Raw genomic sequence first — 14,552 nt, 5'->3', positions numbered from 1 at the left:
TTTCACACAACGGAGTGGCAATGTCTTCCCCCACTCAGATTACGGTTACACCTGTTTCGGGTTCACGCCAGCTTTCTCTCTTTATAAAACTTCCACGCCTTCTTTACGATGGCTTGCCGAGTTATGTGCCCCCTTTAGATATGGAGCAGCGGGATATTTTTTCACCCACGCATGCACCATTTTTTGAGCACGGCTTTGCTTGTTATTTTCTGGCGTGGCGGAATGGAAAGCCCATTGGGCGTATATCTGCCCAGATAGATGCCTTGGCTCTTAAGCAGCCCGGCCCGCGCACGGGCTTTTTTGGTGCGCTGGATACGCTGGAGCCGGAATGTGTGGCCCCATTGCTTGAAGCCGCCACACAATGGCTGAAGCTGCGCAAAGTTGAGCGCATACGTGGCCCGTGGACACTGAATAGCAATGGTGAATCCGGGATTATGGTGGAGGGGCAGGATGAGCCCCCCATGATAGGCATACCGTGGCACCCCAAAACTCTTGGCCCAGCGGTTGAGGCCGCCGGGTTTAAGCGTGCCGTGGATCTGCTGTCCTACCGGATGGAAACCAGCCCCTCTGCCGAGCGTGCAAACCAGATACCTGCCAATATCCGGCAGCGTCTGGGAGCTATTACCATGCGCGGCCTGCGTAAGGACAAGGTGAATGAAGACGCCGAAATCCTGCGCGAGATCTATAATGATGCGTGGTCTGATACATGGGGGAACATTCCCCTTACACAGGATGAGGTGAAAAGCCTGCTCAAGGCGCTTAAGCCCATCTTGCGGCCAGAGCAGTATGTGCTGGCTGAAGTGGCGGGAGAACCCGCAGCCATTGCGCTGGTTATTCCCAACATGTTTGATATCAGTGGTGATCTGGGTGGCGCACCCTCTCCGCTTGGGTGGCTCAAGCTGGCTTCACGCGTGGTCAGCCATGATTTCCGGTCTGCGCGCGTTGTGCTGCTTGGTGTGCGCAAGAAGTATCTTGGCACCGCCCTGCGCGCCATGCTGCCAGCCCTGATTATTGATGAGTTGATGAAGCGTGGCCATGTGCTGCCTTACCGCAGCATTGAGCTTGGTTGGGTGCTGGAAACGCATGAAGGACTGCGCAAGTTGATTGAGCGCATTTCTCCCACGCCTTACAAACGGCACCGGATGTACGAAAAACTTTTGACGGAATAAACCGCGCTCTGGCGGGTGGAACGCCTAAAGGTGGCTCCACCCGTGGGAACGGAATTGCAAGTTTTGACCTGCGCTATCCAGAACCGTTACGCCTGTAGGTCCCTGCGTAAATTCCCCTATGCGGGTGACTTGGACGGGGCCGCAAACAGTATCTAACGTGCCGTTTTCTAGCAACGTGGCTTCGTGCTGAGCGGGAACGGCAAATAAGATCTCATAATCATCGCCGCCAGTCAGGCAGGTTTCCAGCCATTTTGGGCCGGTTTGGCGGGCTGCGTCTGATAGAGGCACGGCATCTGCGTGGATGGTCACATGCAGCGTGTTTTCCCGCGCCAAATGCCCTGCATCTTGTAGCAGGCCGTCTGAAATATCCATGGCAGCAGAGGCAAGGCCGTATAAGGGCAAACCAATACGGGGCTGCGGCAGGCGGTAACGCTGTGCCAGATACCCGGATGGATCAGCTATTTCACCTTGAAGGGCGCGTAAGCCCAACGCACCATCGCCAATGGTGCCGGTAACCCACAAGCCATCGCCAGCCTGTGCGCCTTGTCGGCGGATAGCCTGCCCCGGCAACACAGAGCCAAGAATGGTTAGGGATAACACCAGCGGGCCACGGGTAGAGGTTGTATCTCCCCCCAATAACTGAAGCCCGAATTGCTCCTGATCCGCTTTCAGCCCCTTACAGAACTGCGCTACCCACTGTTCGGTAATATGGGGCGGCCGTGCAAACGTTAGTAGCCAACCTTCCGGGCGGCTGCCCATGGCTGCCAGATCAGATAGATTGCAGCGTAACAGCTTGCGGCCAATGGTTTCTGGTGGATCATCTGGCAGAAAATGAACATTTTCCACCATGCCATCCGCTGCAATCACCAACTCCCGCCCTTCTGGCGGCGTGAAAACAGCGGCATCATCCCTCAACTCAAGGGCAGCAGCACCAGCCAGAGCAGAAAAATGCTGCCGGATAAACGCAAATTCCTGCGGCAGATCAGTCTGGCTGCTGGGTTTGTTCTGTATCATGGTTCCGTTCAGCCGCCAGACGTTTGAAGAGCGTATCCAGAACGCCGTTCACAAGGCGCGGTTCGTCACCAGAGAAGAATGCATGGGCTACGTCCATGTATTCATTGATCAGCACAGGAGCAGGTGCATCACCTTCTGTGGCTTCTGCAGCAGCAGCCAGAAGCAATGCGCGCAATACCGGGTCTAGCCGTGCAATGGGCCATGTTTCTGGAAGTGTTTTTTCAACTTCCTGCGTAACCTGCGTACGCATGGAGGTGACCAGCCGCACAATATGGCTGAAAAGCTGCGTATCGGCTTCTGGAATGCAGCCATCTTCATAGCTTGCGCCATCCAGCGTTGTGCCAAACCGATGGACCAGAAACTGCTCAATAACGTTTTCTGGGCGGTCTCCATTCTGGTCAATCTGGAACAGGGCCTGCACAGCGGCAACGCGTGCTGCCGTACGGGGGCGTTGTGCCCCTTTCAAACGGGGTTCATCCTGTAATTCTGTCATCCATCCCTCCTGCCCGGCTAGTCAGTTGCAAAGCCGGGTTTCATGGCGTTTTTCTGTTCTAAGGTCTAGTCTTTTCCGGGGGCTGGGGCGCCACCTATTTCCATAAGGTTCAGAATTTCCGAAAAATCCTTGGCTTCCGTAAAATCGCGGTACACGCTTGCAAACCGCACATATCCAACGCCATCCACTTCCTTAAGGGCATCCATTGCCAGTTCACCTATGCGGGTGGATGTCACCTCGGTTTCCCCATTCCCTTCAAGCTGGCGCACAATGCCAGTTACAATCTGCTCAATCTGTTCTTCCGAAACAGGGCGTTTGCGCAGGGCAATGCGGATGGAGCGTGCAATTTTTTCCCGGTCAAAGGGGGCGCGCCGGCCATCGTTTTTCACCACAACCAGTTCGCGCAGTTGCACGCGTTCTACTGTGGTAAAACGCTGCCCGCAGGACAGGCATGCACGCCGCCGCCGAATGGCCAGTCCTTCCTCATTGGGGCGACTGTCCTTGACCTGACTATCTGGGTTCCCGCAAAAAGGGCAACGCATGGTGGTATCAACCTTCCCTCAGGCGCATTTTTGGCTGGCGTTTTCTGTTGTTAAAAGAGCGCGTATGTAAAGGCACCACTTATTTCTTTTGGGCCGTTTCGTCCATACCATGTGGCGGTCCATCTGGATGGAGAAATTATGAAACGCAGCCATTTTGCTGTTCTATTCTGTGCAGCTCTTTCTTGTTTAGCCTATGCCGCACCACAGGCTTGGGCCGATAATCAGCCTCCCCTGCCCGTTTTGCCCGATCAGGCAGATGCGCAAAAAGATATTAGCATATTTAACACATCACTGCATCTGGCACCGGAAGGAGAGCCGGCAACGGTGTATTTCTCTTTGTCCAATTCCAGTGAAACAGCACATCTGCTTACGGGTGTAAGCTCTCCCGTTTGTCAGAAACTGGTCGGGCATCATGCTGATCAGGAAAGCACAGGTGGCACTCGGGTGCTGTTTACCCACCTTGCCCTACCCGGCAATTCTACATTGGTGTTTCCGCCGGGCGGTTACCACCTGCTCTGCTTTGGCCTTTCCAATAACGTGCATGCCAATCAGAACGTGCAGTTTACATTCACATTTATGGGCGGGTCTTCAAAAACTGTTTCTATCCCTGTGCAGGATGCAGGCACAGATGCAGAAAGTGACCATAAGCCAGACTGATCACGTTCAATTCAGTAAAACGTCATTCTGGCAGGAAAGAACTTCCTGCCAGAAATTGTGGTTTCAGCCACCCGTATAGGTGCTGAGGGTGCGCTTAACAGCCTGATGCCACCCGGCAATCATGGTGCGGCGCTGTTCATTTTCCATTTTGGGTTCAAACAGAGCGCCCCGTGCCCATTCAGATGCCACGGTCTGCTCACTATCCCACACACCTGTTGCAATGCCTGCCAGAAAGCCTGCGCCCAGAGCGGTGGTTTCCACATTGCGTGGGCGTTCCACCTTGGCCTGCAGCATGTCTGCAAGAAACTGGCAATACCAGTCATTGGCAGACATGCCGCCATCTACGCGAATGCTATCTGTGGTGCCACCGCCATCCTGCATCATGGCGGTTACCAGATCGAGCGTCTGATACGCCACGGATTCCAGAGCTGCGCGGGCAATATGCGCGGCACTTGAATCCAGCGTAAGGCCGCAGATAAGCCCGCGTGCGTCCGGGTCCCAATGCGGGGCGCCAAGGCCTACAAAGCCCGGGACCATATAAACACCGTGGCTGTCTGGCACGCGCGTGGCCATATCATCGGTTTGAGAGGCATGGGTGATCAAATGCAGCCCATCACGCAGCCATTTGATAGCTGCACCGGCCACAAAGATAGAGCCTTCCAGCGCATAGGTGGTTTTGCCATTGATGCGGTAGGCAATGGTGGTGAGCATGCGGTTGCGTGATGTTACGGGCTTATCCCCCGTATTCAGCAGCAAAAAGCAGCCCGTGCCGTAAGTGGCCTTGGCCATGCCGGGTGTAAAACACGCCTGTCCCACCACAGCGGCCTGCTGATCCCCTGCAATGCCAGCAATAGGAATAGGCCGACCGAACAGTTCCGGCACGGTTTCACCATAAATGCAGCTGCTATCCTTCACTTCTGGCAGAAGTGCCGCAGGTACGCGGAAAAGACGCAGAAGGTCATCATCCCACTGTTGGCGGTGGATATCAAACAGCATGGTGCGGGATGCGTTGGTAACATCCGTTGCGTGCACCTTGCCGCCTGTCAGACGCCACAGAATGAAGGAATCAATGGTGCCAAAAGCCAGCTCACCCTTTTCTGCACGCTCGCGGGCCTGATGCACGTTATCCAGCAGCCATGCCAACTTGGTGGCAGAAAAATACGGGTCAATCAAAAGGCCGGTGCGTTCACGCACCAGTGTTTCTGCACCTTCATCCCGCAGCTTTTGGCACACATTGGCCGTACGCCGGTCCTGCCAGACAATAGCGCGATGGATAGGCTTGCCGGTAGCGCGTTCCCACACCACAATGGTTTCGCGCTGGTTGGTAATGCCAATGCCTGCCACCCGGTCTGCCGCGCCAGATTTTTCCAGTGCTGCGCGCGCGGTGCTTACAACATCTTTCCAGATATCTTCGGGGCAGTGCTCCACCCAACCAGCCTTGGGGTAATGCTGTGCAAACTCCTCTCTGGCGGCGGCCAGTTCCTGCGCATCACGATCAAAGACAATGCTGCGTGTTGATGTCGTTCCCTGATCAATAGCCAGGACACAGTCTTGCTTGCTCATTAAGGAGTATCCTTCTGCGTGTTGCGGTCAGTCGGCCGCCGTCGTGGTCACCCGGGCCCGTGCGGGCATAAATGGGCGGAGAAGTGTCTGGTAAAGTGTGGCACCCACTAAACCGCCCACCATGGGGCCAGCAATAGGCATCCACCAATAATTGCCGGGGGAAGGAAACGCGGCACGTCCCCATCCTGCAACAAAACAGAAAATGCGCGGCCCAAGATCACGCGCAGGGTTAAGCGCCCACCCTTCCAGAAAGCCGGAAGATGCGCCCAGAATGGCTACCAGCAGGCCAATAATCAGCGCGCCGGAATTGGCTTGCGGGGCCACGGTATTGTATTCACAGGTAATGGCAAAAATACCCAGCACCAAAATGGCGGTTAGGATAACCTCATTCATCATGGCATGAAGTGGGGTTACAAAATCACCGGGATGGGTAAAGAAAACGCCAGAAGCCGCGCCATCATTCACCCAGTCCAGATGATTGGCGAGCGCGTAATGCTGAATGACAGAGCCATAGAGGGCATACACAAGCGAGGCCCCTAAAAAGCCGCCGCCAATTTGTGCCACCCAGTAAGGCACTACTTTTTTCCAGGAAAATCCACGGTAGCATGCCAAGGCCAGCGTAACGGCCGGGTTGGCATGCGTGCCAGATACAGAGCCAGTTACATAGATGGCCAGCGTAACGGCCAGCCCCCATGTAATGGCAACACCCCAGTAAGCCTGCTTGTAGGGGCTGGGATCATACAGCGAGAACATTGCTGCCACTGAATCCCCAATAGTCACAATAATCATAACAGCCAGACATTCGGCTATCATTTCCCCAAGCAGGGCTTTTCCTGTTTTTTCCATGACCTTCCTCATTATTATTTTTGTTGTTGGAAAGGACGTATCTATGGTTCTCAGATATCAGGCAAGTTTCTTCCCGACATATGCTTCAACATTGGCTTTTTCTGCATCGTTCAGATGCAGGCCCAGCTTGCTGCGGCGCCACAGAACATCTTCTGCCGTGCGTGCCCATTCACGAGAAATCAGATAATCCACTTCACGCGATGTCAGGTCACCGCCCAGCACTTCACCCATATCCTGCATGCTATTGGCTTCACCAATAATTTCGTAGGTCCGGCTGCCATAATTGCGCATCAGGCGCCATGCAAGACCTTCCGGCAGCCATGGTGCTGTGCGGCGCAGGCGTGCCAGAGCCTGATCAAACCCACCGTCACCCAAGTCACCGCCGGGCAGAACTTCCTGTGCAGTCCAGCTCTGGCCGCCTACTGCGGGCAGAACAGGTGCCAGTTTTTCCAGCGCGTGTTCGGCAAGCTTACGGTAAGTGGTGATCTTGCCACCAAAGATGGAAAGCAGCGGCGCACCATCCTGCGTATCCAGATCCAGCACGTAATCACGCGTGACGGCAGAAGCGTTGGCAGAGGCATCATCATACAGCGGACGCAGGCCAGCGTAGCTCCACACCACATCGCTTTCTTTTACCTGCACGTTTAGATAGCGGTTTACGCTTTCACACAGGTAGGTCACTTCATCGGGCGCAATTTCCACTTTGCCCGGTTCCTGCTTCCACGGAATATCGGTGGTGCCGATCAGCGTGAACTTCTGTTCATACGGAATGGCGAACACAATACGCTTATCCGGGTTCTGGAAGATGTAAGCCTGCGGGCCTTCATACACGCGCGGCACAATAATGTGGCTACCCTTGACCAACCGAACCGATTTGGAGTTCGGGATCTTCAGCGTATCGGCCAGCAGGCGTGCAACCCATGGGCCAGCAGCATTAACCAGCGCCTTGGCGCGTACGGTTGTGGTTTTGCCGGTTGCGCGGTCTTCCAGCGTGGCTTCCCATACGCCGTTGGCGCGGCTGGCGGCAATCAGGCGTGTGCGTGTGCGCACATCTGCACCACGTTCGGCGGCATCCATGGCGTTCAGCACCACAAGGCGGCTGTCCTGCACCCAGCCGTCGGAATACACAAAGCCTTTGGTGTATTCGGGCTTCAGCGCCGCGCCGGATGAGTGCGTGCGGAAATCAATGCCGCGAGACTTCGGCAGTGTCATGTTGGACGCAAGGTGATCGTAAAGGAACAGGCCAGCCTTGAGCATCCATGCCGGACGAACCAGCTTGGAATGTGGCAACACGAACCGAAGCGGCCACATGATATGCGGTGCCATTTTCAGCAGGCGTTCGCGTTCCATCAGCGCTTCGCGCACCAAGCGGAATTCGTAATATTCCAGGTAACGCAGCCCGCCGTGGATCAGCTTTGTGCTGGAAGATGATGTATAGCTGGCAAGGTCATCCTGCTCTACCAGCAGAACAGAGGCGCCACGGCCAACAGCATCTCGTGCGATGCCTGCGCCGTTTACCCCTCCTCCAACAATGAGCAGATCATAAATGCGGGCGGGAGATGCAGTAGGTGTGGTCATGGTTTCTTCCGGTTTCGGTCAGAACGCAAACTTCTGTCTTTTATTCGTATTCGAAAAGAAAACGCAAGAAGAATGGCGTCAATATGGCCAGATGGCGGTTTTTAACAGCCTTCTCCGCTTTCCTTTACGAAAAAGAACGATCACGGCTGGGCAATATGCAGCTTTACATCGTGCTCTTTTAGCAGAGCGCGAATGCCCGCAGGTGGCGGTTGATCGGTATAAAACGCGTTAACCTGTGTAATATGCCCAACCCGTGCCATGGGTCTGCGGCGGAATTTGGTATGATCTGCCAATAAAAAAACAGTGCGCGCATTGCGTAGGATTGCCTGCGCGGCGTTAATTTCATCGGCATCAAAATCCAGCAATGTGCCGTCTTCATCTATGCCGCTAATGCCGATCACACCAAAATCTGCTCGGTATTGCTCAATCATGGCGGCGGCTGTGGGGCCAACTATGCCACCATCACGCAGGCGCACATGGCCACCCGTAATAATCAGGCTACATTCAGGGGCTGGGGCCAGAAGTGTAGCAACATGAATATTGTTGGTAATAACCCGCAGCGCCTTATGGGTGCGGAGAGACTGGGCAAAGGCTTCTGTGGTGGTGCCGATGTTGATGAAAAGCGAAGCCCCATTAGGAATAGCCTGTGCGGCATTGCGCCCAATAGCTTCCTTTTCGCGCAGGTTCAGGATTTGCCGATCGGAATAGGAAATGTTTTCTGAAGGTGAAAGGGAACTGGCCCCGCCATGATGCCGCGCTAAAAGCCCTTGCGCCGCCATGGTATTGACGTCTCGCCGCACGGTTTGCACCGTAACATTGAGCTCACGCGCCAGATCTTCACTGGTTGCGTAGCCATGTTGCTGCACCAGCTTGAGAATACGAAACCGACGTTGTTGCACTGCCTGTGTCATGCCTGCGCTGTTTCAAGAACCTCCAGCACGGCTTCTCCGTACCGTTCCAGCTTGGAGCGCCCTACCCCTTTGATATCGCCCAGTTCATCCAGATCTGAAGGTTTTTCCATGGCGATATCGCGTAGCACGGAATCATGGAAGATAACGTAAGGCGGAATCTCCTGCTCCTGCGCTTCTTCCCGGCGCCATTGGCGCAAGGCATCAAACAGCGCTTTGCTATCTTCTGTAAGGGCTATGCCTGTGCTTTGGCTGCCACGGTCTGATAACCGGCTGGTTGTTTCCACAACAGGGTCTGCCCGTAAGTGAACTTCTTCTTCTCCGCGCAAAATGGGCCGGGCTACATTCTGGTTTAAAATCAGGCCGCCGTACTGGCCTTCTGTGCGCAAGGCGCCACGGGCTATAAGCTGGCGCACCACGCCGCGCCAGAATTGCTCGCTTTTATCCTTGCCAATGCCCCATACGGTCAGCTTGTCATGCCCATTCCGCGTAATGGCTTCTGTGGTTTTGCCACGCAATACACCGATAACATGTAGCGCGCCAAAGCATTGCCCTGTGCGATACACGGCAGAAAGCAGCTTGCGTGCGGCTTCGGTGCCATCAAATGTCAGCACCGGGTGCAGGCAGTTATCACAATGGCCACAGGGTTCGGCCAGCTCTTCACCAAAACAGTGCAGTAAGGCGCGGGTGCGGCAGCCTGTGGTTTCAGTCAGCGCAATCATGGCTTCCAACCGGCTGCGCATAATCCGCTTTTCGCTCTCTGGTGCGGCAGATTGATCCAGCCAGTAACGGGCACGGGCCATGTCCTCCCCGCCGTAAAGCAGGAGTGTGTCTGATGGCAGGCCATCACGCCCTGCTCGGCCAATTTGCTGGTAATAGGCTTCGGGCGAGGCTGGCATATCCAGATGCACAACGGCACGTACGTCGGGCCTGTCTATGCCCATGCCAAAGGCAACGGTGGCCACAATAACAAGGGGTTCACCAGAACGAAAACGCAGCAATGCGGCGCGTTTTTCTATAGGGGAAAGCCCGGCATGATACGCCAGCGCTGGCCATCCACGTTCACGCAGAGAAGCAGCCATGCGCTCCGTACGCGCACGGCTGCCGCAATACACAATACTGGCAGCATCTTTATGCCGCTCCAGCGCTGTAATAAGCTGGCGCGTTTCAGATGCTTTGGGCTGGACGGAAATGTTGAGATTAGGCCGATGAAAGCTGGAAACCAGCACTTCGGCATGCGGCATATCCAGCGCCGCCAGAATATCTTCGCGCGTACGTTCATCTGCTGTGGCAGTAAGGGCAATACGCGGTACATGCGGAAAATGCCGCGGCAATGCTGTAAGCGCGCGGTATTCTGGCCGGAACTCATGCCCCCAAGCCGAAATACAATGGGCTTCATCAATAGCAATAACCGAAAGCGGCATGCGCACCAGCCGGTCCAGCGTGCCGGATGAAAGCAGCCGCTCTGGGGAAATATACAGTAGGTCTATCCGCCCGTTTGCCAGATCTGAACGGATTTTGGCGGCTTCATCCCCTTCCAGTTCAGAGTGGAGAGCCGCCGCGTTAATGCCAAGCTGGCGCAGGCCCGCAACCTGATCATCCATCAAAGCAATAAGGGGGGAAATAACCAGCCCCATGCCTTCCCGGCACAGGGCGGGTATTTGGTAACAGACACTTTTGCCGCCGCCGGTTGGCATAAGCACCAGTGTATCTCTGCCTTCCATAACGCATTCAACGGCTTGCGCCTGAAGGCTGCGAAAACCCGGAAAGCCAAAAACCGCCTGCAGGACTTCCTGCGGCGGTTTGCCAGCAAACCGGTCCCGTTCCAGCCTGCTATGTGAAAACTGAGAGGGCGTGGATATGGAGCCGGTTTCTGTCATTCTATCAGGGGTTGGCCAGTTCAATCTCCACGCGGCGGGAGCCAACCTGCATGCCTTCGCTGCTGGAAGGTGCGCGTGGGGTCTGGACGATATGATCACCCGCCACGCCATCTTCGCTCAGCTGCTGGGCAACAGCCTTGGCGCGCTGAATGGCCAGAAGAGCATCGGCGGAAAGATCATGTCCTGCGTGTGCATAACCTTCCACTTTTACAATGCGGGAAGGATGCTTTCTGGATTCGTCCGCCACCTGCAACAGGACATTGCGAGCATTGTCATCCAGCTCTGTTGACCGAGCGGAAAAGAAAACCACGTATTTGCGTGGTGCATTGCCAGCACAGGCAGCCAAAAGGCAGAGACCAGCAACAGGAAGCAAGCGGCGCATATAAAATGTCCTAATCAAGATATGTAATTATTTCCTAACTGGTGCCCTGCCGGGGCCATTACGTCAACATAGATTTGCTTACGCAACGGCAGCTTTGGCAATTCCGGCAGAAAGCCGCCAGATACGGTCCAGCTTTTCCACACCAGTCAGGCGGTGGGCAATAAGGATAACTGTGCGCCCTTCTGTAACGGTGTTGAGTGTGCGCAGGAAGTCTTGCTCGGTCTGGGCATCCAACCCGGTTGCCGGTTCATCCAGAATCATGATGGGTGCTTGTGTAAGCAATGTACGGGCCAGCGCAATACGCCGCCCCTGCCCGCCAGATAGCCGTACCCCACCTTCACCCAGCCATGTGTCCAGCCCTTCTGGCAGGTTGCGAACAACATCTGCAATGGCGGCTTCTTCCAACGCCCGCCACAGGTCTTCTTCCGTGGCGTCCGGGCGGCCCAATAGCAGGTTGGCGCGGATGGTATCATCAAACAGATGGGTGGCCTGAGAAAGCCATGCGATACGCTGGCGCAGAGAGTCTGCCTTAATGCGCGAAATATCTTCCCCGCCCAGCGTAATGGTGCCTGCTTCTGGCGTAGCCGCTTTGAGGAGTAGAGCCGCCAGGCTGGATTTACCCACGCCAGATGGCCCCAAAATAGCCACGCGCGTACCTGCGGGAATATCCAGCGTAAGGCCATCAAACACCCATGGGCGATTTGCAGCCCAGCGGAATTTTACGCCTTCTACATGAATATGTGTGTCTAGCGGTGCATCTGTTTGCTCAGATGCCGGAATGCTGATGGCAGATGGCTGTTCAGCCACTTCTACCACGCGACGTGCTGCGGACCCCATTGCGCCAGCCTGTAACCCGGCGCGGGTGAGTGCTGCGGCACTTTCAAAAGCAGCAACGGTCAGGAACAGAATGCCCACACCTTCAAGCGCGGGGATGTGTTCTGCAAATAGGCCGCCAATGCTCAGCAGCACAGCAAACACGGCAATCTGCCCGGCCAGAAAAGCCATGGCATTGGCAAGGGCAGCCCGCCGTGCCAGACGCAGCTGATCTTGCAGAAGTGCGGCATCTGCCGCCTGCACACGCGCCAGCATACGGCCTTCTGCACCAAAGGCGCGTATTTCACGCAGGCCCCCTACCAGATCCAGAACCGTAATGCGCAAATGGGCCAGATGATGCACAATCTGGCTGGCAGATGCGCGGCTGGAACGTGCAATCATCCACGGCACTACAAAAGCAGAGCAGGCAAACAGCAGCCCCACCATAAAGCCCAGCAGCACACTGGCATGGCCCGCAATAATGACCAAAGCGGGAAATGTTACACAGGCGCAGATAAGCGGCATGACAATGCGCAGGTACAGCCCATCTAGCGTGCCAATGTCTGAAACAAGGCGGGAAAGCATATCCCCCGCCCGGCGGAAGCCCAGCCCGGCAGCAGCACCCTGTGCGAGGGAGCGGAAAAACCATACGCGCAAATCAGCCAGCGCGCGGAACATGGCATCATGCGCGAACAGGCGTTCTGCATAACGCAGGATCACGCGGCCTGCACCAATCCAGCGCAAGGCGGCTGTGGCAATAACAATTTCGCCCATAACGCAACCGGCCAAACGCAGACCGGAAGTTTGCATCAGGGCCAGCCCAAAAGCCAAGGCCAGCAGAGCCAGAACAATACCACCCGCAAGGCGCACGCCCTGTTTGCGCCAAAGCGCAAAAACGGTGCGGATGGCTTGCCAGTCTGTCAGTTCCCCTGTGGGGCGTGGGTTAGGGAGAGAGGTCATGCTCAGGCTGCTCCCTGTCGGCTGATAACGCGGCCACCGGCCAGATCTATGCGGCGGCCTTTAAACATGTGCACGGCGGCAGAATGGGTGGCCAGAATAACGGTGCGGCCTACGGCCAAGCGTTGCAGGCTTTCAAACACGCTTTTTTCTGTTGCCGGGTCCAGATGCGCTGTGGGTTCATCCAGCAGCACCACCGGGGCATTTTTCAGGTAAGCGCGGGCAATGGCAATACGCTGGGCCTGCCCGCCGGAAAGACCAAACCCACCTTCCCCAATCCGGGTTTCCAGCCCTTCGGGCAGGCTGGGCAAAAACTGGTCAACCGCAGCAGATTTTAGTGCGGCCTGAAGTTCGGCATCGCTGGCATCAGGTTTTGCAAACAGAATGTTCTCGCGCAGGGTGCCGGCAAACAGAACGGGCTTTTGCCCAATCCAAGAAACCATGCGTGCCAGTGCGTCTGGCACAATGCTATCCAGTGGTGCACCGTTAAACAGAACGCGCCCTGTATCGGGCTGAATAAAGCCCAGCAGCAATTCCATGATAGTGGATTTGCCGGAGCCTGAAGCCCCTGCCAGTATCAGGGTTTCACCTGCAGGCACGGTAAAGCTGACATGGTCTAGCGCCAGACCACGTGCCGGGTCCCACGAAAAGCTGACGTCATCAAAGGAAACCATCACGCCATTGGCGTTGACGGTGCGTGCACCCTCCGGCGCAGGGCGATCCTGAGCTTCAGGCAGTTCCAGAACAGCCGTTGCGGCCCCTTGGGCGTGTGCCCTGTCTTGATAAGCAAGAGCCAAACCACGCAGAGGCGCAAAAAACTCGGGCACAGCCAGCAGAACAAACAGCCCCGCTGTAACGGCATGCACCAATGCCGGAGCACTCCCCTCCGCCTGTAAGGCCAGAGCCTGCCTGCCATCCATAATGGCAATGGCAATCAAAGCAACAACCATGGCGCAGTCGATAGAGGCGGAAGACAGAAACGCAACCCGCAGCACTTTCATGGTGCGCTGGCGCAGTTCTTCTGCGGCATCGCCCAGCTTGCGGGTTTCATCTTCTGCCCGGCCTGCCAGCACAATGGTGGCAATGCCTTTAACCCGGTCCAGAAAACGCGCCTGCAGGCGTGTCATGGCCAGAAACTGATTGCGGGAAGCCACAGCCGCCCCAATACCGAACAGTGCCTGCCCAAAAGGTACGGCGATACCGCACAGACCTAGAACCAGAGCTGCATGAGGCTGCACAAAGGCTATGGGGATAAGAATGGCAACAGGTGCTGCAATCCACAGAATAGAAGCAGGAATCCAGCGGCCAAAAAAGCCGTCTAGCGCTTCCACACGGTCTACAATGGTGGAAGCCAGTACACCGCTATGCACGCGGCGCAATAGCGCAGGCCCACCAGTAAGAACAGAGGCCAAAACCTCACCACGTAACCGGCGGCGCGCGGCAATGCCTGCACGTGCGGCACCTGTATCGGCCTGAACCATAACCAAAGCGCGTAGAATGGCCAGAACAGGAAAGGCCAGAAAAGGCCATACAGGCATGGGGCCTGCGGCTTCTGCCATTTTCCAGTTTACCAGGGCATGCCCCAGCACAACGGCCACACACCAGACTTGCCCTATACCGACAAGACTGGAGAGCAGCCCGGCTCCAACCACTGATCGCGCTGCCTGACGCCCCAGACGCGATTGTGTCCGTGTCCAGTTGCGGATTGCTGCTTTCTCGTTGCTCATAACACAAGGCGTTTATACCGACA

13 protein-coding genes are annotated in these 14,552 nt (G+C 56.0%); 2 read left to right on the top strand and 11 right to left on the bottom strand.

What is annotated here, in order from left to right; all coding sequences use genetic code 11:
• Positions 1-20: 20 nt before the first annotated feature.
• On the top strand, positions 21-1,169 hold the full coding sequence (locus tag QQM41_RS12895; RefSeq protein WP_087652106.1) for a hypothetical protein: 1,149 nt from the start codon (positions 21-23) through the stop codon (positions 1,167-1,169).
• Between the two features lie 24 nt (positions 1,170-1,193).
• Here the strand turns inward: QQM41_RS12895 and thiL are convergent, their stop codons facing one another.
• From thiL to nrdR, 3 genes are all read right to left on the bottom strand, one after another.
• Entirely contained in the window at positions 1,194-2,183 is a 990-nt protein-coding gene (gene thiL, locus QQM41_RS12890; protein ID WP_339077380.1) for a thiamine-phosphate kinase, read from the bottom strand.
• A complete protein-coding gene (gene nusB, locus QQM41_RS12885; protein WP_003624286.1) occupies positions 2,152-2,676 on the bottom strand; it encodes a transcription antitermination factor NusB in 525 nt (174 codons plus the stop codon). The genes thiL and nusB overlap by 32 nt, the downstream gene beginning before the upstream one ends.
• A gap of 65 nt (positions 2,677-2,741) precedes the next feature.
• Complete coding sequence (gene nrdR, locus QQM41_RS12880; protein WP_050819770.1) at positions 2,742-3,218, bottom strand: transcriptional regulator NrdR; 477 nt, start codon at positions 3,216-3,218, stop codon at positions 2,742-2,744.
• A gap of 138 nt (positions 3,219-3,356) precedes the next feature.
• Here nrdR and QQM41_RS12875 point away from each other — a divergent pair, with 138 nt between their 5' ends.
• A complete protein-coding gene (locus tag QQM41_RS12875) occupies positions 3,357-3,875 on the top strand; it encodes a copper chaperone PCu(A)C (protein WP_087652104.1) in 519 nt (172 codons plus the stop codon).
• Between the two features lie 63 nt (positions 3,876-3,938).
• On the opposite strand, the gene glpK is transcribed toward QQM41_RS12875, so the two are convergent.
• The 8 genes from glpK to cydD form a co-directional block, all read right to left on the bottom strand.
• Positions 3,939-5,438, bottom strand: a complete 1,500-nt coding sequence (gene glpK, locus QQM41_RS12870) for a glycerol kinase GlpK (protein WP_339077379.1) — start codon at positions 5,436-5,438, stop codon at positions 3,939-3,941.
• A gap of 27 nt (positions 5,439-5,465) precedes the next feature.
• Entirely contained in the window at positions 5,466-6,296 is an 831-nt protein-coding gene (locus QQM41_RS12865) for an MIP/aquaporin family protein (protein WP_012812917.1), read from the bottom strand.
• 45 nt (positions 6,297-6,341) lie between these two features.
• Positions 6,342-7,862 carry a glycerol-3-phosphate dehydrogenase gene (glpD, locus tag QQM41_RS12860; protein WP_128105302.1) on the bottom strand — a complete coding sequence of 507 codons (1,521 nt, stop codon included), beginning with the start codon at positions 7,860-7,862 and terminating at the stop codon, positions 6,342-6,344.
• Between the two features lie 140 nt (positions 7,863-8,002).
• Positions 8,003-8,773, bottom strand: coding sequence for a DeoR/GlpR family DNA-binding transcription regulator (locus QQM41_RS12855; protein WP_050819774.1), 771 nt, complete (start codon positions 8,771-8,773; stop codon positions 8,003-8,005).
• Positions 8,770-10,650 (bottom strand): DNA helicase RecQ, encoded by a 1,881-nt coding sequence (gene recQ, locus QQM41_RS12850; protein ID WP_339077378.1) that lies wholly within the window; start codon positions 10,648-10,650, stop codon positions 8,770-8,772. Before recQ ends, QQM41_RS12855 begins: the two co-directional genes overlap by 4 nt.
• Positions 10,651-10,654: 4 nt before the next feature.
• Positions 10,655-11,032 (bottom strand): OmpA family protein, encoded by a 378-nt coding sequence (locus QQM41_RS12845; RefSeq protein WP_050819776.1) that lies wholly within the window; start codon positions 11,030-11,032, stop codon positions 10,655-10,657.
• Positions 11,033-11,110: 78 nt separating this feature from the next.
• Complete coding sequence (gene cydC, locus QQM41_RS12840; protein WP_339077377.1) at positions 11,111-12,805, bottom strand: thiol reductant ABC exporter subunit CydC; 1,695 nt, start codon at positions 12,803-12,805, stop codon at positions 11,111-11,113.
• Positions 12,806-12,807: 2 nt separating this feature from the next.
• A complete protein-coding gene (gene cydD, locus QQM41_RS12835) occupies positions 12,808-14,529 on the bottom strand; it encodes a thiol reductant ABC exporter subunit CydD (protein WP_339077376.1) in 1,722 nt (573 codons plus the stop codon).
• Positions 14,530-14,552: the final 23 nt, after the last annotated feature.

The organism is Acetobacter sp. AC2005, from assembly GCF_037901235.1.
In the GTDB taxonomy this organism is placed as follows: Bacteria; Pseudomonadota; Alphaproteobacteria; order Acetobacterales; family Acetobacteraceae; genus Acetobacter; species Acetobacter oryzoeni.
The sequence above is the reverse complement of the archived record's forward strand: the minus strand, read 5'-3'. Positions and strand labels throughout refer to the sequence as shown.

Bases quoted from the DNA above. Each gene is read 5' to 3' on its own strand.
- QQM41_RS12895 (WP_087652106.1), top strand. From the start codon at position 21: ATGTCTTCCCCCACTCAGATTACGGTTACACCTGTTTCGGGTTCACGC.
- thiL (WP_339077380.1), bottom strand. From the start codon at position 2,183: ATGATACAGAACAAACCCAGCAGCCAGACTGATCTGCCGCAGGAATTT.
- nusB (WP_003624286.1), bottom strand. From the start codon at position 2,676: ATGACAGAATTACAGGATGAACCCCGTTTGAAAGGGGCACAACGCCCC.
- nrdR (WP_050819770.1), bottom strand. From the start codon at position 3,218: ATGCGTTGCCCTTTTTGCGGGAACCCAGATAGTCAGGTCAAGGACAGT.
- QQM41_RS12875 (WP_087652104.1), top strand. From the start codon at position 3,357: ATGAAACGCAGCCATTTTGCTGTTCTATTCTGTGCAGCTCTTTCTTGT.
- glpK (WP_339077379.1), bottom strand. From the start codon at position 5,438: ATGAGCAAGCAAGACTGTGTCCTGGCTATTGATCAGGGAACGACATCA.
- QQM41_RS12865 (WP_012812917.1), bottom strand. From the start codon at position 6,296: ATGAGGAAGGTCATGGAAAAAACAGGAAAAGCCCTGCTTGGGGAAATG.
- glpD (WP_128105302.1), bottom strand. From the start codon at position 7,862: ATGACCACACCTACTGCATCTCCCGCCCGCATTTATGATCTGCTCATT.
- QQM41_RS12855 (WP_050819774.1), bottom strand. From the start codon at position 8,773: ATGACACAGGCAGTGCAACAACGTCGGTTTCGTATTCTCAAGCTGGTG.
- recQ (WP_339077378.1), bottom strand. From the start codon at position 10,650: ATGACAGAAACCGGCTCCATATCCACGCCCTCTCAGTTTTCACATAGC.
- QQM41_RS12845 (WP_050819776.1), bottom strand. From the start codon at position 11,032: ATGCGCCGCTTGCTTCCTGTTGCTGGTCTCTGCCTTTTGGCTGCCTGT.
- cydC (WP_339077377.1), bottom strand. From the start codon at position 12,805: ATGACCTCTCTCCCTAACCCACGCCCCACAGGGGAACTGACAGACTGG.
- cydD (WP_339077376.1), bottom strand. From the start codon at position 14,529: ATGAGCAACGAGAAAGCAGCAATCCGCAACTGGACACGGACACAATCG.